This window comes from Paracoccus sp. C2R09 (assembly GCF_018860625.1).
In the GTDB taxonomy this organism is placed as follows: domain Bacteria; phylum Pseudomonadota; class Alphaproteobacteria; order Rhodobacterales; family Rhodobacteraceae; genus Paracoccus.
Genome location: NZ_JAHKQB010000007.1, coordinates 318,236 through 333,501, shown reverse-complemented (window position 1 = coordinate 333,501; position 15,266 = coordinate 318,236). Strand labels below are relative to the sequence as shown.

Annotated in this window: 12 protein-coding genes; 7 read left to right on the top strand and 5 right to left on the bottom strand. The window is 68.2% G+C overall.

Going from position 1 to position 15,266, the window contains the following annotated elements:
• Window positions 1-141 precede the first annotated feature (141 nt).
• Window positions 142-1,683: an apolipoprotein N-acyltransferase gene (gene lnt / locus KO490_RS02150; protein WP_216017733.1), complete on the top strand. Its 1,542-nt coding sequence runs from the start codon at window positions 142-144 to the stop codon at window positions 1,681-1,683.
• Here the strand turns inward: lnt and KO490_RS02145 are convergent.
• Window positions 1,670-2,299, bottom strand: a complete 630-nt coding sequence (locus tag KO490_RS02145) for a J domain-containing protein (protein ID WP_216017732.1) — start codon at window positions 2,297-2,299, stop codon at window positions 1,670-1,672. The two genes, lnt and KO490_RS02145, sit on opposite strands and share 14 nt — an antisense overlap.
• Before the next feature lie 82 nt (window positions 2,300-2,381).
• Here KO490_RS02145 and KO490_RS02140 point away from each other — a divergent pair, with 82 nt between their 5' ends.
• From KO490_RS02140 to KO490_RS02120, 5 genes are all read left to right on the top strand, one after another.
• Entirely contained in the window at window positions 2,382-2,633 is a 252-nt protein-coding gene (locus tag KO490_RS02140; RefSeq protein ID WP_216017731.1) for a BolA family transcriptional regulator, read from the top strand.
• Window positions 2,634-2,714: 81 nt separating this feature from the next.
• Window positions 2,715-3,680, top strand: a complete 966-nt coding sequence (glpX, locus tag KO490_RS02135) for a class II fructose-bisphosphatase (protein WP_216017730.1) — start codon at window positions 2,715-2,717, stop codon at window positions 3,678-3,680.
• Window positions 3,681-3,686: 6 nt separating this feature from the next.
• Window positions 3,687-5,423 (top strand): single-stranded-DNA-specific exonuclease RecJ, encoded by a 1,737-nt coding sequence (gene recJ, locus KO490_RS02130; protein WP_216017729.1) that lies wholly within the window; start codon window positions 3,687-3,689, stop codon window positions 5,421-5,423.
• Window positions 5,424-5,512: 89 nt separating this feature from the next.
• Window positions 5,513-6,205: a metal-dependent hydrolase gene (locus KO490_RS02125; protein ID WP_216017728.1), complete on the top strand. Its 693-nt coding sequence runs from the start codon at window positions 5,513-5,515 to the stop codon at window positions 6,203-6,205.
• Window positions 6,202-8,001, top strand: a complete 1,800-nt coding sequence (locus tag KO490_RS02120; protein ID WP_216017727.1) for an aminopeptidase P family protein — start codon at window positions 6,202-6,204, stop codon at window positions 7,999-8,001. Before KO490_RS02125 ends, KO490_RS02120 begins: the two co-directional genes overlap by 4 nt.
• Before the next feature lie 55 nt (window positions 8,002-8,056).
• Here the strand turns inward: KO490_RS02120 and KO490_RS02115 are convergent, their stop codons facing one another.
• The 3 genes from KO490_RS02115 to gltX all read right to left on the bottom strand — a co-directional run bounded on the left by KO490_RS02115 (window position 8,057) and on the right by gltX (window position 11,579).
• Window positions 8,057-8,722 carry an SDR family oxidoreductase gene (locus tag KO490_RS02115; RefSeq protein ID WP_216017726.1) on the bottom strand — a complete coding sequence of 222 codons (666 nt, stop codon included), beginning with the start codon at window positions 8,720-8,722 and terminating at the stop codon, window positions 8,057-8,059.
• Between the two features lie 94 nt (window positions 8,723-8,816).
• A complete protein-coding gene (locus tag KO490_RS02110) occupies window positions 8,817-10,106 on the bottom strand; it encodes a citrate synthase (RefSeq protein WP_216017725.1) in 1,290 nt (429 codons plus the stop codon).
• Between the two features lie 75 nt (window positions 10,107-10,181).
• A complete protein-coding gene (gene gltX, locus KO490_RS02105) occupies window positions 10,182-11,579 on the bottom strand; it encodes a glutamate--tRNA ligase (protein ID WP_216017724.1) in 1,398 nt (465 codons plus the stop codon).
• 109 nt (window positions 11,580-11,688) lie between these two features.
• Here gltX and KO490_RS02100 point away from each other — a divergent pair, with 109 nt between their 5' ends.
• The gene (locus tag KO490_RS02100; protein ID WP_252726949.1) at window positions 11,689-13,788 is read left to right on the top strand and encodes a ComEC/Rec2 family competence protein; all 2,100 of its coding nucleotides are present in this window, start codon (window positions 11,689-11,691) and stop codon (window positions 13,786-13,788) included.
• 3 nt (window positions 13,789-13,791) lie between these two features.
• Here the strand turns inward: KO490_RS02100 and KO490_RS02095 are convergent, their stop codons facing one another.
• The gene (locus tag KO490_RS02095; protein WP_216017820.1) at window positions 13,792-15,153 is read right to left on the bottom strand and encodes an aminotransferase; all 1,362 of its coding nucleotides are present in this window, start codon (window positions 15,151-15,153) and stop codon (window positions 13,792-13,794) included.
• Window positions 15,154-15,266 lie beyond the last annotated feature (113 nt).

Below are 15,266 nucleotides of genomic sequence, written 5' to 3'. Positions count from 1 at the left end.
AGACCCCCGAGGCCGCGACCGAAGAGGCCCCGAAGCCCAAGCGTCGTTCGCGCGCCAAGAAGGCCGATCCGGCGCCCGAGGCCGAGGCGCAGGCCGAGGCCGACAAGCCCTCGCAGGACACGACCGAGGCCTGAGGCCACGATGATCGCCAAGCGCCCCCGCATCGGGCTGCGCCCGCCCCGCCTGACCCGGCGGGGCAGGCCACCCCTGCGGCGGCTTCTTCCCGACCTTGCCCTGGGTGCCATCGCGGCCTTGGGGCTTGCGCCCTTTGGCATATGGGCCGCGACGCCCCTGGCCCTTGCCGTGCTTATCTGGCGGCTGGCCCGATCCCGCAGCGGCCCGGCTTTCTGGCGGGCATTCGCTGCCGGTCTGGGCTGGTTTGCGCTGGCGATGTTCTGGATCGCCGAACCCTTCCTTGTCGAACCCGAGATCTATGGCTGGATGGCCCCCTTCGCGGTGATCCTGATGGCTGCGGGCGGCGCGCTGTTCTGGGCGATCCCCACTGCCATCGCCACGCGCATTGCCAGCGGATGGCGGGGGCGGGCGGTGGCGATCGCGGCCGCGCTGGCGCTGTCCGATTGGCTGCGGGGGTGGATCTTCACGGGCTTCCCTTGGGCGCAGATCGGCCAGGTCTGGGTCGATACGCCCGTCGCGCAGCTGGCCGCCTGGTCGGGCGCGTTGGGGCTGTCTGCGCTGACGCTGACCATGGCCGCCCTTCCCGCGTTCATGTGGCGCCCGAACCGGGCGGCGCTTCTGCCGGGTGCCGCCGCGGCGATCCTGATCCTGGGGGCGGGCTGGGCCACGGGCCTGTCGCGGCTGGCAGCCCCCCTGCCCGCCGACCGGGACCTGGTGCTGCGCATCGTCCAGCCCAATGCCACGCAGGCGCTGAAATGGGACCCCGAATGGTCGCAGGTCTTCTTCGACCGCCTGCTGGACCTGTCGGCCGCCCCCGGAAGGCGCGACCTGGTGATCTGGCCAGAAACCGCCGTGAATTTCCTGTTGGAGGATGCGACGCCCGTCCTGCCCGCCATGTCGCAGGCGGCGGGCGCGCCGCTGGTCATGGGCATCCAGCGCCGGGACGGGGCGCGCTGGCTCAACAGCCTGGCGGTGATCGGCACCGGCGGCACGGAGGGGCAGATCTACGACAAGTTCCACCTCGTGCCCTTCGGCGAATACATCCCCTGGGGGGACGCGCTGGCGCGGATCGGCATCACCGCCTTCGCGGCGCAACAGGGCAACGGGTATTCCGCAGGCCCCGGCCCGCAGGTCATGGGGATCGACGGCATTCCCGATTTCCAGCCGCTGATCTGCTACGAGGCGATCTTTCCCCAGCATCTGCGCGGCCTGCCCGAACGGCCCGTTTGGCTGCTGCAGATCACCAACGACGCGTGGTTCGGCAAGGTGTCGGGGCCGTATCAGCACCTGGCGCAGGCCCGGCTTCGCGCGATCGAGACTGGTCTGCCGCTGGTCCGTTCCGCCAATACCGGCGTCAGCGCGGTCATTGACGCGCGGGGCCGGGTCCGCGACAGCCTGCCCCTGAACGAGGCGGGCGCGATGGACGCCGCCCTGCCCGGCGCATTGCCGGAAACGGCATGGCTGCGCATGGGCAACACGCCGCTGGTGCTGGCGCTGATGGCGATCATCGGGCTGACCGCCATCCGCAGGCGCTTCAGTCGCGGATGAAGCGACTTTCCTTGATCTGATCCCAGGCCCAGACGACCTCGGACAGGCGATCCTCGTCGGAACGGTCGCCGCCGTTCATGTCGGGATGCAGATCCTTGACCAGCGACTTGTACTGCTTGCGGATCTCTCCGCGGGTCCAGGTGTCCTTGGCCTCCAGGATGTCCAGTGCCTTGCGTTCCGTGGGCGGCAGCTTGCGGGCGGCGACCTGCGCGCGGGCCTCGGGTGCGGTGCCGTTCGCGCCGAGGATCTCGTGCGGGTCGCTGATGCCGTGGCGGGCCCATTTCTGCTCCTCGGCGGCCTTGCCGAAGGGCTTGGTCGGGCGTTCCCAGACCGTCGCATTGTCGATGAAGTCCTGGAACTCCTCCTCGGACTGGCCCTGGAAGTAGTTCCAGTTCGCGTTGTATTCGCGGACATGGTCCTTGCAGAACCAGAAATAGTCATCGAGGTTGCGCGGGTTCTTGGGGGCACGGTACTGCCCGGGCTCGTTGCAGCCTTCCTTTTCGCACATGCGGGTCGAGGTCTCGAACGCCCCCGACATGCCGCGCCGGCCTCTGGTCTTGCGCTTCTTGTCCTTCGCGGCGGAAATGTCGAAACCGAAGGGGTCGTTCTTGCTCATTCTTGGGCACCTCTGCGACTCGGAGGCGGCAGTGTAGGCTTTTTGACGGGACATGAAAGGTCTTGACGGAGGAATGAAGACAATGATCGCAGACGAGATGCGCGACAGGCTGGGCGCGCTGAACCCCACGCGGCTGGACATCATCGACGAAAGCGAGGGGCATCGCGGTCACGCGGGCTTTCGCGAAGGCGGAGAGAGCCATTTCCGGATCCGCATGGCCAGCGCGGAATTCGCGGGCAAGGGGCGGCTGGCGCAGCACAGGATGGTTCACGCGGCCCTTGGCGACATCGTGCCGCGCATCCATGCATTGGCGCTGGAACTGGCCGAAAGCTGATACGTTAGCGCCGTCAGTCTTGTGGCCCATGGGTCGGCCCCCTAAGAAGCAATGAACCCGCCAGAGGAGAGGATGAGGGACATGAGCGCGCCTAAGGATTTCAACGACCGGATGCTGTCCCTGGGCCTTGCCCGCGTCAGCGAGGCGGCGGCACATGCCTCGGCCCTGCTGATCGGGCGCGGCGACGAGAAGGCCGCCGACCAGGCAGCGGTCAACGCGATGCGCGACCAGCTGAACATGCTGGACATCAAGGGCGTCGTCGTCATCGGCGAAGGCGAACGTGACGAAGCGCCGATGCTGTTCATCGGCGAGGAGGTCGGCACCGGCGATGGCCCCGAGGTGGACATCGCGCTGGACCCGCTGGAAGGCACCACGCTGACCGCCAAGGACATGCCGAACGCCCTGACCGTGATCGCCATGGCCCCGCGCGGCACGCTGCTGCACGCGCCCGACGTCTACATGGACAAGCTGGCGATCGGGCCGGGATACCCGGTCGATGTCGTCAGCCTCGACATGTCGCCCGCCGAACGCGTCCGCGCGCTGGCCGCCGCGCGTGGCTGCCAGCCGGGCGACATCACCGTCTGCATCCTGGAACGCCCCCGCCACGAGGACATGATCGCCGAGGTCCGCGAGACCGGCGCCGCGATCCGCCTGATCACCGATGGCGATGTCGCGGGCGTCATCCACTGCGCCGAGGCCGAACTGACCGGCATCGACATGTACATGGGTTCGGGCGGCGCCCCCGAGGGCGTGCTGGCCGCGGCCGCGCTCAAATGCATGGGCGGCCAGATGTGGGGCCGCCTGCTGTTCCGCAACGACGACGAGAAGGGACGCGCGCGCAAGGCGGGGATCACCGATCTGGACCGCATCTATGCGCGCGACGACCTGGTGACCGCCGACGTGATCTTCGCGGCGACGGGCGTGACCAACGGCTCGATCGTGGCGGGCGTCAAGCGCGAGCCCGGTTACCTGCAGACCGAGACGATCCTGATGCGTTCCAAGACCGGTTCGGTCCGCCGCATGATCTATCGCAACCCGGTCAAGTAAGGCGACGTGGCCTTTCTGGGGATCGAAGAATCGCTGTCGGGGCGGCGCTGGACCGGGCCCGAGCCCGATCTGGAGCGCCGCGCCGAGGGGCTGGCCCAACGCGCGACGCTGCCCCTGCCCGTCGCGCGGGTGCTGGCCGAACGCGATGTCCCCCCCGAAGAGGCCGCGGGCTTTCTGCAGCCCAAGCTGCGCGACCTGCTGCCCGACCCGCTGAGCCTGCGCGACATGGCCCCCGCCGCCGAAAGGCTGGTCGAGGCCGCCGTCGCGGGCCAGCGCATCGCGATCTTTGCCGATTACGACGTGGATGGCGGATCCTCGGCGGCGCTGCTGATCGACTGGCTGCATCAGCAGGGCCGGCAGGCCACGCTCTATGTGCCCGACCGCATCGACGAGGGTTACGGCCCGAACGCCCCCGCCATGTCGCAACTGGCGGCGGCGCATGACCTGATCGTCTGTGTCGATTGCGGCACGCTGTCCCATGACGCGCTGGCCGCTGCCAAGGGCTGCGACGTGATGGTCCTGGACCACCATCTGGGCGGCGAGACGCTGCCCCCCGCCATGGCCGTCGTGAACCCCAACCGCGTGGACGAGGATGGCACCCTGGGGCATCTCTGTGCCGCGGGCGTCGTGTTCCTGACGCTGGTGCAGGCCGGTCGCGTGCTGCGCAAGCGCGGCCTGCGCGAACCCGACCTCATGTCGCTGATGGACCTGGTGGCGCTGGCCACCGTCGCCGATGTCGCGCCGCTGGTCGGCGTGAACCGCGCCTTCGTGCGCCAGGGGCTGGCGGTGATGGCACGGCGCCAGCGGCCGGGCCTGGTCGCGCTGTCGGACGTGGCGCGGCTGGACGGACCGCCCGCGGCGTTTCACCTGGGGTTCCTGCTGGGCCCGCGCATCAATGCGGGCGGGCGTGTCGGGCGTGCCGATCTGGGAGCGCAATGCCTCTCCACCCGCGATCCGCGCGTGGCCGAGGATCTGGCCCGCCAGCTGGACGAGCTGAACCGCGACCGCCGCGCGATCGAGGCCGCCGTCCGGACCGAGGCCCTGGCCCAGGTCGAGGCACGCGGCGATGCGCGCCTGTCATGGGCGGCGGGCGACGGCTGGCATCCGGGCGTGGTGGGCATCGTCGCTGCCCGCATCAAGGAGGCCACGAACCTGCCATCCGTGGTGATCGGCATCGAAGGCGGGATCGGCAAGGGCAGCGCCCGTTCGGTGCCCGGCGTCGATCTGGGCCGCGCGATCCAGCGGCTGGAACGCGAAGGGCTGCTGCTGAAGGGTGGTGGCCACGAGATGGCGGCGGGCCTGACCGTTGAACAGGCCAAGATCGCCCCCGCGATGGAGCGTCTGTCGGACCTGATCGACCGCGACCTTGCCACCCGCAGCGGGACCCGCGATCTGCGCATCTCGGGGCTGCTGGAAACCTCGGGGGCCACCCCCGAGATGTTTCGGATGCTGGAAGATGCCGGCCCCTATGGGCAGGCCGCGCCCGCGCCGCGCTTTGCCTTTGCCGATCAGCTGATCGCCAGCGCCGCCACCATGGGCGACCGCCATCTGCGGCTGCAGTTCCGCAGCCCCGGCGGGCCGCCCCTGGACGCGGTCGCATGGGGCGCGATGGACGGCCCGCTCGGGCCTGCGCTGATCGGGGCCAAGGGCCGCCGCTTCCACCTTGCGGGCAAACTGGAGCTGTCCACCTGGGGCGGGCGCGAACGGCTGCGCCTGCGGCTGGACGACGCCGCGCCGGTCTGATCGCAACCCCGATGGTCCTTCGCGTGTTCTGGTAACCGGGCCAAGCGCCGGCTAACCTTCTGCGCGACGCCAATCCATAGGAGAGTGCGATGAAACTGACTTGGCTCGGACATGCCGGATTCCGCCTGGAAATCGAGAATGCCGTCATCCTGATCGACCCCTGGCTGAACGGGAACCCCAGCTTTCCCGAAGATCGCCGGGACGAGGCCGTGAAGGGCGCGACCCATATCCTGCTGACCCACGGGCATGGCGACCACAGCGGCGACGCGCTGGCGCTGTCGCGCGAACTGGGCACGCCCATCGCGGGCATCTTCGACCTGATCTCGTATTGGGAAGAGGCTGAGGGCATCGAGGGGATCGGCTTCAACAAGGGCGGCACCGTCGATCTGGGCGGGGCCAGGGTCACCATGGTCAATGCCACGCATTCCAGCTCGATCCCGGGCCCGGACGGTCCGATCTATGCGGGCCACGAATCGGGCTACATGATCGCGGGCGAAGGCCGGGTCATCTATGTCTCGGGCGATACGGACATCATGGCCGACATGGAATGGATGGGCGACCTGCACAAACCCGATATCGGGATCCTTTGCGCGGGCGGGCATTTCACCATGGACATGAGCCGCGCGGCCTATGCCGCCAAGCGCTATTTCGACTTCAAGACCGTGATTCCCTGCCATTACAAGACCTTCGACGCGCTGGAACAATCCGCACAGGTGCTGATCGACGCCCTGCCCGGCATCCGCGTGATCGAACCAGTCATCATGGAGACGATCGAACCGTGAGCTTTCAGAGTTTCGACGACCCCGCCGCGGGCGGCGACCACGCAACCCGCCTGGCCGATCTGCGCGCCCTCGTGGCGCGCGAGGGGCTGGCCGCCGTGATCGTCCCGCGCGCCGATGCCCATCAGGGCGAATATGTCGCGGATGCGGATGCGCGGCTGGCATGGCTGACGGGTTTCACCGGCAGCGCGGGCTTCGCCATCGTGACCGCCGATGCGGCGGGCGTCTTTGTCGACGGCCGCTATCGCGTGCAGGCCCGCAGCCAGCTGGACCTGCAGCATTTCGACCCGGTCCCCTGGCCCGAGACACGCCCCGCCCAGTGGCTGCGCGACCGCCTGTCGAACGGCAGGCTGGGCTTCGATCCCTGGCTGCATACCCGCCGCGAGGTCGAGCAGCTGGAGGCGGGCCTTGAGGGCAGCGGCATCACGCTTGCCGCGCTGGATACCAATCCCGTCGATGCGATCTGGACCGACCGACCGGCCCAGCCTGCAGGCCGCGCCCGCATCCACCCCGAGGATCTGGCCGGGGAAAGCGCCGCCCAGAAGCGCGCGCGCCTGGCGGTCGACCTGCGGGCCGAAGGTCATGCGGCAGCGCTGATGACCCTGCCCGATTCCATCTCGTGGTTGCTGAACATCCGGGGCAGCGACATCCCCCGCAACCCGGTCGTGCAGTCCTTCGCGGTGCTGTCCAACACGGGCGCGGTTTCACTGTTCGCCGATGCGGCGAAATTCGACGATGCGCTGCGCGACCATCTGGGTCGCGATGTCACCATCCTGCCCCCCAATGCCCTGGCTGCGGCTCTGACGGACCTGGAAGGCCCCGTCCGTCTGGACCCCGCATCCGCCCCCGAGGCCGCCTTCCGCATCCTCGAGGCTGCGGGCACCGACATCCAGCGCGGCCCCGACCCGGCGGTCCTCCCCAAGGCCCGCAAGAACGCGGCCGAGATGGCCGGCATGCGCGCCGCCCACCGCCGCGACGGGCTGGCCATGGTCCGCATGCTGTCATGGCTCGACCGTCAGACCCCCGAGGATCTGACCGAGATCGACGTGGTCCGCCGCCTCGAGGATCTGCGCATCGCGGAAGGCATCACCGATATCAGCTTCGACACGATCATGGGGGCCGGTCCCAACGGGGCGATCGTGCATTACCGCGTGACCGAGATGTCGAACCGGCGTCTGGCCGATGGCGACCTGCTGCTGATCGATTCGGGCGGGCAATATCCCGACGGCACGACCGACATCACCCGCACGGTTCCCCTGGGCGAACCGCGCAGCGACGCCGTCGCGCCCTATACCGCCGTCCTGCGCGGCGTGATCGCGCTGACCCGGACGCGCATGCCCAAGGGCGTGGCGGGCGCGCATCTGGACGCGCTGGCGCGGCAGTTCCTCTGGCAGCAGGGGCTCGATTTCGATCACGGAACGGGCCATGGCGTCGGCGCCGCGCTTTGCGTCCACGAAGGCCCGATGCGCATCAGCCGCCTCAGCGACATCGCGCTGGAACCCGGCATGATCCTGTCGAACGAGCCCGGATATTACCGCGAAGGCAGCTTTGGCATCCGGATCGAGAACCTCGTGGCGGTTGTGCAGGCAGAGGCCGAACCGAGCCGCGAGATGCTGGGCTTCGAGACGCTGACGCTCTGCCCCATCGATCTGCGCCTTGTCGACATGGCGGCCCTGTCGCGCGACGAATGCGACTGGATCGACAGCTATCACGAACGGGTCCGCAAGGCGCTCTCGGACGATCTGGACGCGGAGGACCGGGCGTGGCTGGAACGCGCCACGGCCCCCATCACGCGCTAGGGGCCGGGGGGGTGCGGGGGGCAGGCAGCCCCCCGCTGCGTCGCGGGACGCAATTCTACAGCGCGGCGATGATGCGCGCCGCCTCGTCCCTGCAAGGGGTCAGGCCCGATCTGTCCTCGCCCGGGAAGAAACGCGCCCGAACGGCGGTGGGCATGGGTGCGGGCGCGTCGATCACCACCCGCGGCCCGATCTTCGACGTCTCGGCCTGCCAGCTGCGCGCCAATGCGATCTGCGCGGCCTTCGTGGCGCCATAGGCTCCGAAGAACTTCTGTCCGCCACGGGTGTCGTCGAAGAACAGGGCAGTCCCCTCTCGCGCGCGCAAATGGGGTTCGAGCAGGGCGATCAGCCCGCGCGTCACCTCGACATTGACCAGCATCGACCGGGACCAGTCCTTGCCCTCGATATGGGGGGCGGGCGACATGGGGGCGGCATGGACCACCGTATGCACCCACAGGTCCAAACCGCCCCAACGCGCACCGATGGCCTCGGCCATCTGCTGCATCGCCGCGGGTTCCGTCACATCCATCGGGGCCAGCGTCGCCTGCCCGCCCGCCGCGCGGATGCGGTCGTCCAGTTCCTCCAGCGCGCCGGTGGTGCGGGCCACGGCCAGCACGTGATACCCGTCCGCCGCCAATCCTTCGGCCAGCGCCGCACCCAGACCGCGCGAGGCGCCCGTGACAAGCGCAAGCTTCTGCGCGCCGTGATGTTTACTGTCATTCATGGCTGCATGCATAATCGGGGCGGGCGCGCCCGCGCAAGTCCCATGAAAAAGGGGGCCGCCATGGCCCCCCTTCCCTGTTTCGCATCGCGACCGATCAGCGCTGGGCCAGATCCACGTAGTCCCGCTTCTCGGAACCGACATAGAGCTGACGCGGACGCCCGATCTTGTTCTGCGGATCGCCGATCATTTCCTTCCACTGCGCGACCCAGCCGACCGTGCGCGACAGCGCGAAGATCGGCGTGAACATCGAAGTGGGGAAACCCATCGCCGACAGGATGATGCCCGAGTAGAAATCGACGTTGGGATAGAGCTTCTTCGACACGAAGTACTCGTCCTCCAGCGCGATCTTCTCCAGCTCCTTGGCGACCTGCAGGGCGGGGTTGTTCTTGACCCCCAGCAGATCCAGGACCTCGTCGGCCGATTCCTTCATGACCTTCGCGCGCGGGTCGAAGTTCTTGTAGACGCGGTGACCGAAGCCCATCAGGCGGAACGGATCCTCCTTGTCCTTCGCACGGGCGATGAACTCGGGGATGCGGTCGACGCTGCCGATCTCGTTCAGCATCTCCAGGCAGGCCTGGTTCGCACCGCCATGGGCCGGACCCCACAGGCAGGCGATGCCCGCCGCGATGCAGGCGAAGGGGTTGGCCCCCGACGAACCCGCCAGACGCACGGTCGAGGTCGAGGCGTTCTGCTCGTGATCGGCATGCAGGGTGAAGATGCGGTCCATCGCGCGCGACAGGGCCGGATCGACATTGTATTTCTCGGCCGGGACCGAGAAGCACATGTTCAGGAAGTTCGACGCGTAGTCCAGCTCGTTGCTGGGATACACGAAGGGCTGCCCGATCGAGTACTTGTAGGCCATCGCCGCGATGGTCGGCAGCTTGGCGATCAGGCGGATCGAGGCGACCTCGCGCTGCCAGGGATCGCTGATATCGGTCGAATCATGGTAGAATGCCGACATCGCGCCCACGACGCCCACCATGGTCGCCATCGGATGGGCGTCCCGGCGGAAACCGCGGAAGAAGTTGTGCATCTGCTCGTGGACCATCGTGTGACGGGTCACGCGGTTCTGGAAATCCTCCATCTGGGTCGCACTGGGCAGTTCGCCATAGAGCAGCAGATAGCAGACCTCGAGATAGTTCGACTGGTTGGCCAGCTGTTCGATCGGATAGCCGCGATACCACAGCTCGCCCTTGTCACCGTCGATGAAGGTTATCGTCGAATCGCAGCTTGCGGTCGAGGTGAAGCCGGGGTCGTAGGTGAACACGTCTGCCTGCCCATAGAGCTTGCGGATGTCCAGAACGTCGGGCCCCTGCGTCGGGCTGAGGATGGGCAGCTCGTATTCGGCGTTGTTGAGTAGCAGTTTGGCGTTCTTGTCGGCCATCCTGTCTTCCTTTCCGGCTGAGCCGGGCCGGCGTCCAGTCGGACGGGGCGCCGCCGCGGCATGTGAAGGCAGGCTTCAGCCTGCCGAATCCCTCTGATCCTGAAGCCGGGCCAGCGTTTCATCGCGGCCGAGCGCAGTCATCATGTCGAACACGCTGGGGGTGGAGCTTGTGCCTGCCAAGGCAGCCCGAAGGGGACCCGCGATCTTGCCCAGACCGACGCCGTTCTCTTCCGCGATCCGCTTGGCTTCCCCCTCCAGCACGTCACGCGACCAGCTAGCATTCTGCAGTGCGGCAGTCAATGATTCCAGCATACCACGGGATACCGTATCCAGCTGCTTCGCCGCCTTCTCGTCCGGCTCGATCGGGCGTTCGATCAGCGCGAAGCGGGCCTGATCCACCAGTGCAGGCAGGGTCTTGGCCTTGTCCTTCAGGGTCTCCATGGCGGGCATGATACGGCCTTCCTGACGTTCCGTCAGGGGCGCGGCACCGGTTTCCGCAAGGTAGTCCTTCAGCGCGGCCATGACGGCATCGTCGGACATCGTGCCGATATGGTGGCTGCTGACATGTTCCAGCTTCTTGAAGTCCAGCCGCGCGGGCGCCCGTCCGATTCCGTCCAGGTCGAACCATTCGCGCGCCTGCGCGTCGTCGAACAATTCGTCGTCGCCATGGCTCCAGCCCAGCCGCGCAAGGTAGTTCCGCATCGCGGCGGGCGGATAGCCGAGCGCCGCGAATTCATGCAGCCCGACGGCGCCGTGGCGCTTGGACAGCTTCTTGCCGTCCTCGCCGTGGATCAGCGGAATATGGGCGAAGACCGGGCGGTCCCAGCCCATCGCGTCATAGATCTGCACCTGCCGCGCGGTATTCGTCAGGTGGTCGTCGCCGCGGATCACATGGGTCACGCCCATGTCGTGATCGTCCACCACCACGGCCAGCATGTAGGTGGGCGTCCCGTCGCTGCGCAGCAGCACCATGTCGTCCAACTGATCGTTCGCTACGCGCACCTGACCCTGAACCTGGTCGTCGATCAGCGTCTCGCCGTCGCGGGGGGCCTTCAGGCGGATCGCGAAGGGGGCGTCCGGCAGCTCGGTCGCATCGCGCCAGGGGCTGATGAAGGGCTGACGGGGGTTCGCCTCGCGCCATGCCGCGATCTCGTCCGTGGTCGAGAAGCACTTGTAGGCCGCGCCCTTGTCCAGCATCTCGCGCGCGATCTCGGCGTGGCGGTCCTTGCGTTCGAACTGGCTGATCGGATCGCCGTCCCAGTCCAGCCCCAGCCATTCCAGGCCCTTCAGGATCGCGGCCGTCGCCTCGGGGGTGGACCGGGCGCGGTCCGTATCCTCGATCCGCAGCAGGAACCTGCCGCCGCGGCCCCGCGCGAACAGCCAGTTGAACAGCGCGGTGCGCGCGCCCCCGATATGCAGATAGCCGGTCGGCGAGGGGGCGAAGCGGGTGACGACGGGTGCGTTCTCGGTCATGGGGGCCTTCGGAAGATGCTGGGTCCGGCGGGGCGGCATTAACCCTTTGGTAAGACCGTCCTGCCATGCTTGGGGCGATTAGTAGTCAACGGGTGGCGAAAGGACAAGGATGTTGCCCCATCAGGCGCCCGTCAGGCCGCCGCGCATGGCCGCAGCCATCCGCGCGGGGCTGTTCCCATGGGTGCCCGTCTGCCTGTCCACGGGCATCGCCCTGTGGTTCCGCGATCCGTTCCTGCTGGGTGCATGGCACTGGGCGGGGCTGGCCGCGATCTGCGCGCTGACGCTGAGCATTCCCCGCATCGCCGCACGCCGGGCCGAGGCAGGGCGCATTCCATGGGCCACGGCCGACCTGCTGTGGCTGGGCTGCGCCGCCCTTGCGCTTGCGGGGATCGGCTTCGGGCTGGCCGGCATCCGCGCGGGGCATGTCGCGGCCCCTGCGCTGCAATGGCGATATTACGGCCCCGTCGAGGGGCGCGTGATCGAGATCGACCGATCCGGCAGCGACCGGATGCGCCTGACGCTGGACCATGTGCGCCTGCGCAAGCTGCCGCCCGACCGTACGCCCGCGCGGGTTCGCGTGTCGCTGATGGGCGATCACGACCTTCCGCAATTGGGTCAGCAGGTCATGACCACGGGCCATCTGGGCCCGCCGCCCGGTCCCGCGGCGCCGGGCAGCTTCGATTTCAGGCTGCACGCCTTCTTCGAGGGACTGGGGGCTGTCGGGTATTCCCGCGTTCCGATCATGATCGTGGACACGCCCGAGGGTGGCATCTGGTGGGCCCACCGCGCCCGCATGGCGGTCAGCCATGCGATCCGCACCCGCATCGGCGGACAGGAAGGGGCCGTGGCCGCGGCCCTGATGACGGGCGACCGCTCGGGCATATCGAATGCCACGAACGAGGTGATGCGGGCCTCGAACCTCTATCACATTATCTCGATCTCGGGGCTGCACATGGGGATGCTGGCGGGCTTCGTCTATGGTGCAGTGCGGCTGATCCTGGTGGCGGTGCAGGCGACGGGGCGCGGGCTGGGGCGCCCCCTGCACAAGATCGCGGCCGGGGTCGCGCTGGCGGCGGCTGCGGGATACCTGTGGCTGTCGGGCGGCGGAGTGGCGACGGAACGCGCCTTCGTCATGGTGGCCGTCATGCTGGGCGCGATCCTCGCCGACCGGCGCGCGATCTCGCTTCGGACGGTGGCGCTGGCCGCGACCGTGATCCTGGTGCTGACCCCCGAGGCGCTGACGGGCGCCGGCTTCCAGATGAGCTTTGCCGCCACCATCGCGCTGATCCTGACCTTCGGGCCGTGGCAGCGCGTGTCCCATCGCGTTCCCGGCTGGGCGCGACCGGTGGCGATGCTGGTCCTGTCCTCGGTGGTGGCCGGGCTTGCGACCTCGCCCATCGCGGCGGCGCATTTCAACCGCATGGCACAATACGGACTGCTGGCGAACCTGGCCGCCGTGCCGGTCATGGGCAGCCTGGTGATGCCCGCAGGCGTCATCGGCGCGGTTCTGGCCCCGCTTGGGCTGGAAGGCCCCGCCCTGTGGGTCATGGGGATCGGCACGGCATGGATGCTGAAGGTCGCGGAATTCGTGGCAGGCCTCGATGGCGCGGTCACCTTGCTGCGCCTGCCGCCGGGATCGGTCGTGCCGCTGATGGGATATGGCGCGGTGCTGGCGATCCTGTGCTGGCGGCGCCCCCTGCGCGGCTGGCACCTGGCGGGCAGCGCGGCGGGCATGGGTGCGCTGATCGCGGGTTTCGCGATCTGGGCGGCCAGCCCGCGCCCGGACCTGCTGATCGCCCCCGAGGGCGAGGCCGCGGGCCTGATGACGCCCGCCGGTCGCGCGGTTTCGAAACCCTCGGGCGGGGGCTTCGTCGTCGGCAACTGGCTGCAGGAGGATGCGGATGACGCCACGCAGGAAACCGCAGCCGCCCGCCCCGGCTGGAGCGGCGAGCGCAATGCCCGCATGGCCCGCTTGCCGCAGGGCTGGCGCATCTGGCACATGACCGGCAAGGGCGCCGCGGATCGGGCCCGCGAAGTCTGCGCACCCCAGACCGTCGTCGTGGTCGATGAGGCAGCCGATATCGCGGATCCCGCCTGCCTGCTGCTGGATCTGACGCATCTGCGCCGGTCCGGGGCCATCGCCATCCACCTTGGCGAACAGGGGCCGAGGATGACCCCGACCCCTGCCCTGTCACTGACGTCACGCTGAAGGTCAGGCGACCTCGGCGAAGACCTTGCCCAGCGCCTTGTCCAGCTTCTCGAACATCTCGTCCATCTGTTCCGCCGTCAGCACGAAGGGCGGGCACAGCACGATGGACTGGCCCAGCGGCCGGCAGATCAGACCCATGTCGGTGCAGGTATTGGCGATGCGTTCGCTGACCGACAGATGCCCGTCGAAGGGGGTCTTCGTGGCCTTGTCCTTGACCGCCTCCAGCGCCCACATGAAGCCCACGCCACGATATTCGCCGATATTGGGGTTCTTCGCGATCTGGCGCAGGCCGTCCTCGAAGCGGGGTGCCAGATCGACCACGTTCTGGGCCAGCCCCTCGTTCATGACGACATCGATGGCCTTCAGCGCGATGGCGCAACCGACCGGATGACCGGATGCGGTGAAGCCGTGGGGAAATTCCTCGATCTTCTCGACCGCGCCCTGCACCCGGTCGGCCAGTTCCGGCCCCAGGATCACGGCACCCATCGGGAAATAGCCCGCCGTCAGGTTCTTCGAACTGATGATCGCATCGGGCATGAAGTCGTAGGTCTGGCTGCCCCAGGTGTTGCCGGTCCGCCCGAAACCGCAGATCACCTCGTCGGCGATGACGGGGATGCCGTACTTGCGCAGGATCGGCATGATCGCCTGGAAATACCCGTCCGACGGCGGGATGACCCCGCCCGCGCCCATGACCGGTTCCGCGAAGAAGCCCGCGATGGTGTCCGCCCCTTCGCGCTGGATCGTCTCTTCCAGCTCTCGCGCCATGCGGGCGGTGAACTGGGCCTCGGTCTCTCCCTCCTGGCCGAAGCGCCAGTAATGCGGGCAGCCCAGGTGGATGAAGCCGTCCAGCGGCAGGCCGAACACCTCGTTATAGGGCTTGCCGGTCATGCTGGCCGACACGACCGTGACGCCGTGATAAGCGTTCCAGCGCGTCAGGATCTTGCGCTTCTGCGGATTGCCTTCCGATGCGTGCATGAACCACAGCATCTTGACCATGGTGTCGTTCGCCTCGGACCCCGAATTGGTATAGAAGACGCGACCCCGGTCGAAGGGCGACACCTCGACCAGCTTCTCGGACAGCATGACGGTCTGGTCCGACATCCGGCCGAAGAAGGCGTGATACCCCGGAAAGCGGTCGTATTGCGCCTTGGCGGCCTCGGCCAGGCCCTTGTGGTCGAAACCCGCCACCATGTTCCACAGCCCCGAATTGGCATCGAGGTAACGGTTGCCGTTCACATCCACGACATAGGGGCCTTCGCCATGCGTCAGCACGACCGCGCCGCGCTTGTGCACGCTGGGCAGGTCGGTGAAGCCATAGAGCGAAAACTCGTCGGCGCGGGCTTCCCAGCTTTGCGGGGTGTTCATCATGCAGCTCCTGACAGGGGTCTTGGCGACAGGCTAGCCGCGCGCGATGCGGCGTTCAATGGGGCGCGGCCCGGCAGGGGCTTGTGCAGATCGTGCAACCCCTGCAATCTGCG

Coding starts and splice junctions, on each gene's coding strand:
- lnt (WP_216017733.1), top strand. CDS start 142: ATGATCGCCAAGCGCCCCCGCATCGGGCTGCGCCCGCCCCGCCTGACC.
- KO490_RS02145 (WP_216017732.1), bottom strand. CDS start 2,299: ATGAGCAAGAACGACCCCTTCGGTTTCGACATTTCCGCCGCGAAGGAC.
- KO490_RS02140 (WP_216017731.1), top strand. CDS start 2,382: ATGATCGCAGACGAGATGCGCGACAGGCTGGGCGCGCTGAACCCCACG.
- glpX (WP_216017730.1), top strand. CDS start 2,715: ATGAGCGCGCCTAAGGATTTCAACGACCGGATGCTGTCCCTGGGCCTT.
- KO490_RS02125 (WP_216017728.1), top strand. CDS start 5,513: ATGAAACTGACTTGGCTCGGACATGCCGGATTCCGCCTGGAAATCGAG.
- KO490_RS02115 (WP_216017726.1), bottom strand. CDS start 8,722: ATGAATGACAGTAAACATCACGGCGCGCAGAAGCTTGCGCTTGTCACG.
- KO490_RS02110 (WP_216017725.1), bottom strand. CDS start 10,106: ATGGCCGACAAGAACGCCAAACTGCTACTCAACAACGCCGAATACGAG.
- gltX (WP_216017724.1), bottom strand. CDS start 11,579: ATGACCGAGAACGCACCCGTCGTCACCCGCTTCGCCCCCTCGCCGACC.
- KO490_RS02100 (WP_252726949.1), top strand. CDS start 11,689: ATGTTGCCCCATCAGGCGCCCGTCAGGCCGCCGCGCATGGCCGCAGCC.
- KO490_RS02095 (WP_216017820.1), bottom strand. CDS start 15,153: ATGAACACCCCGCAAAGCTGGGAAGCCCGCGCCGACGAGTTTTCGCTC.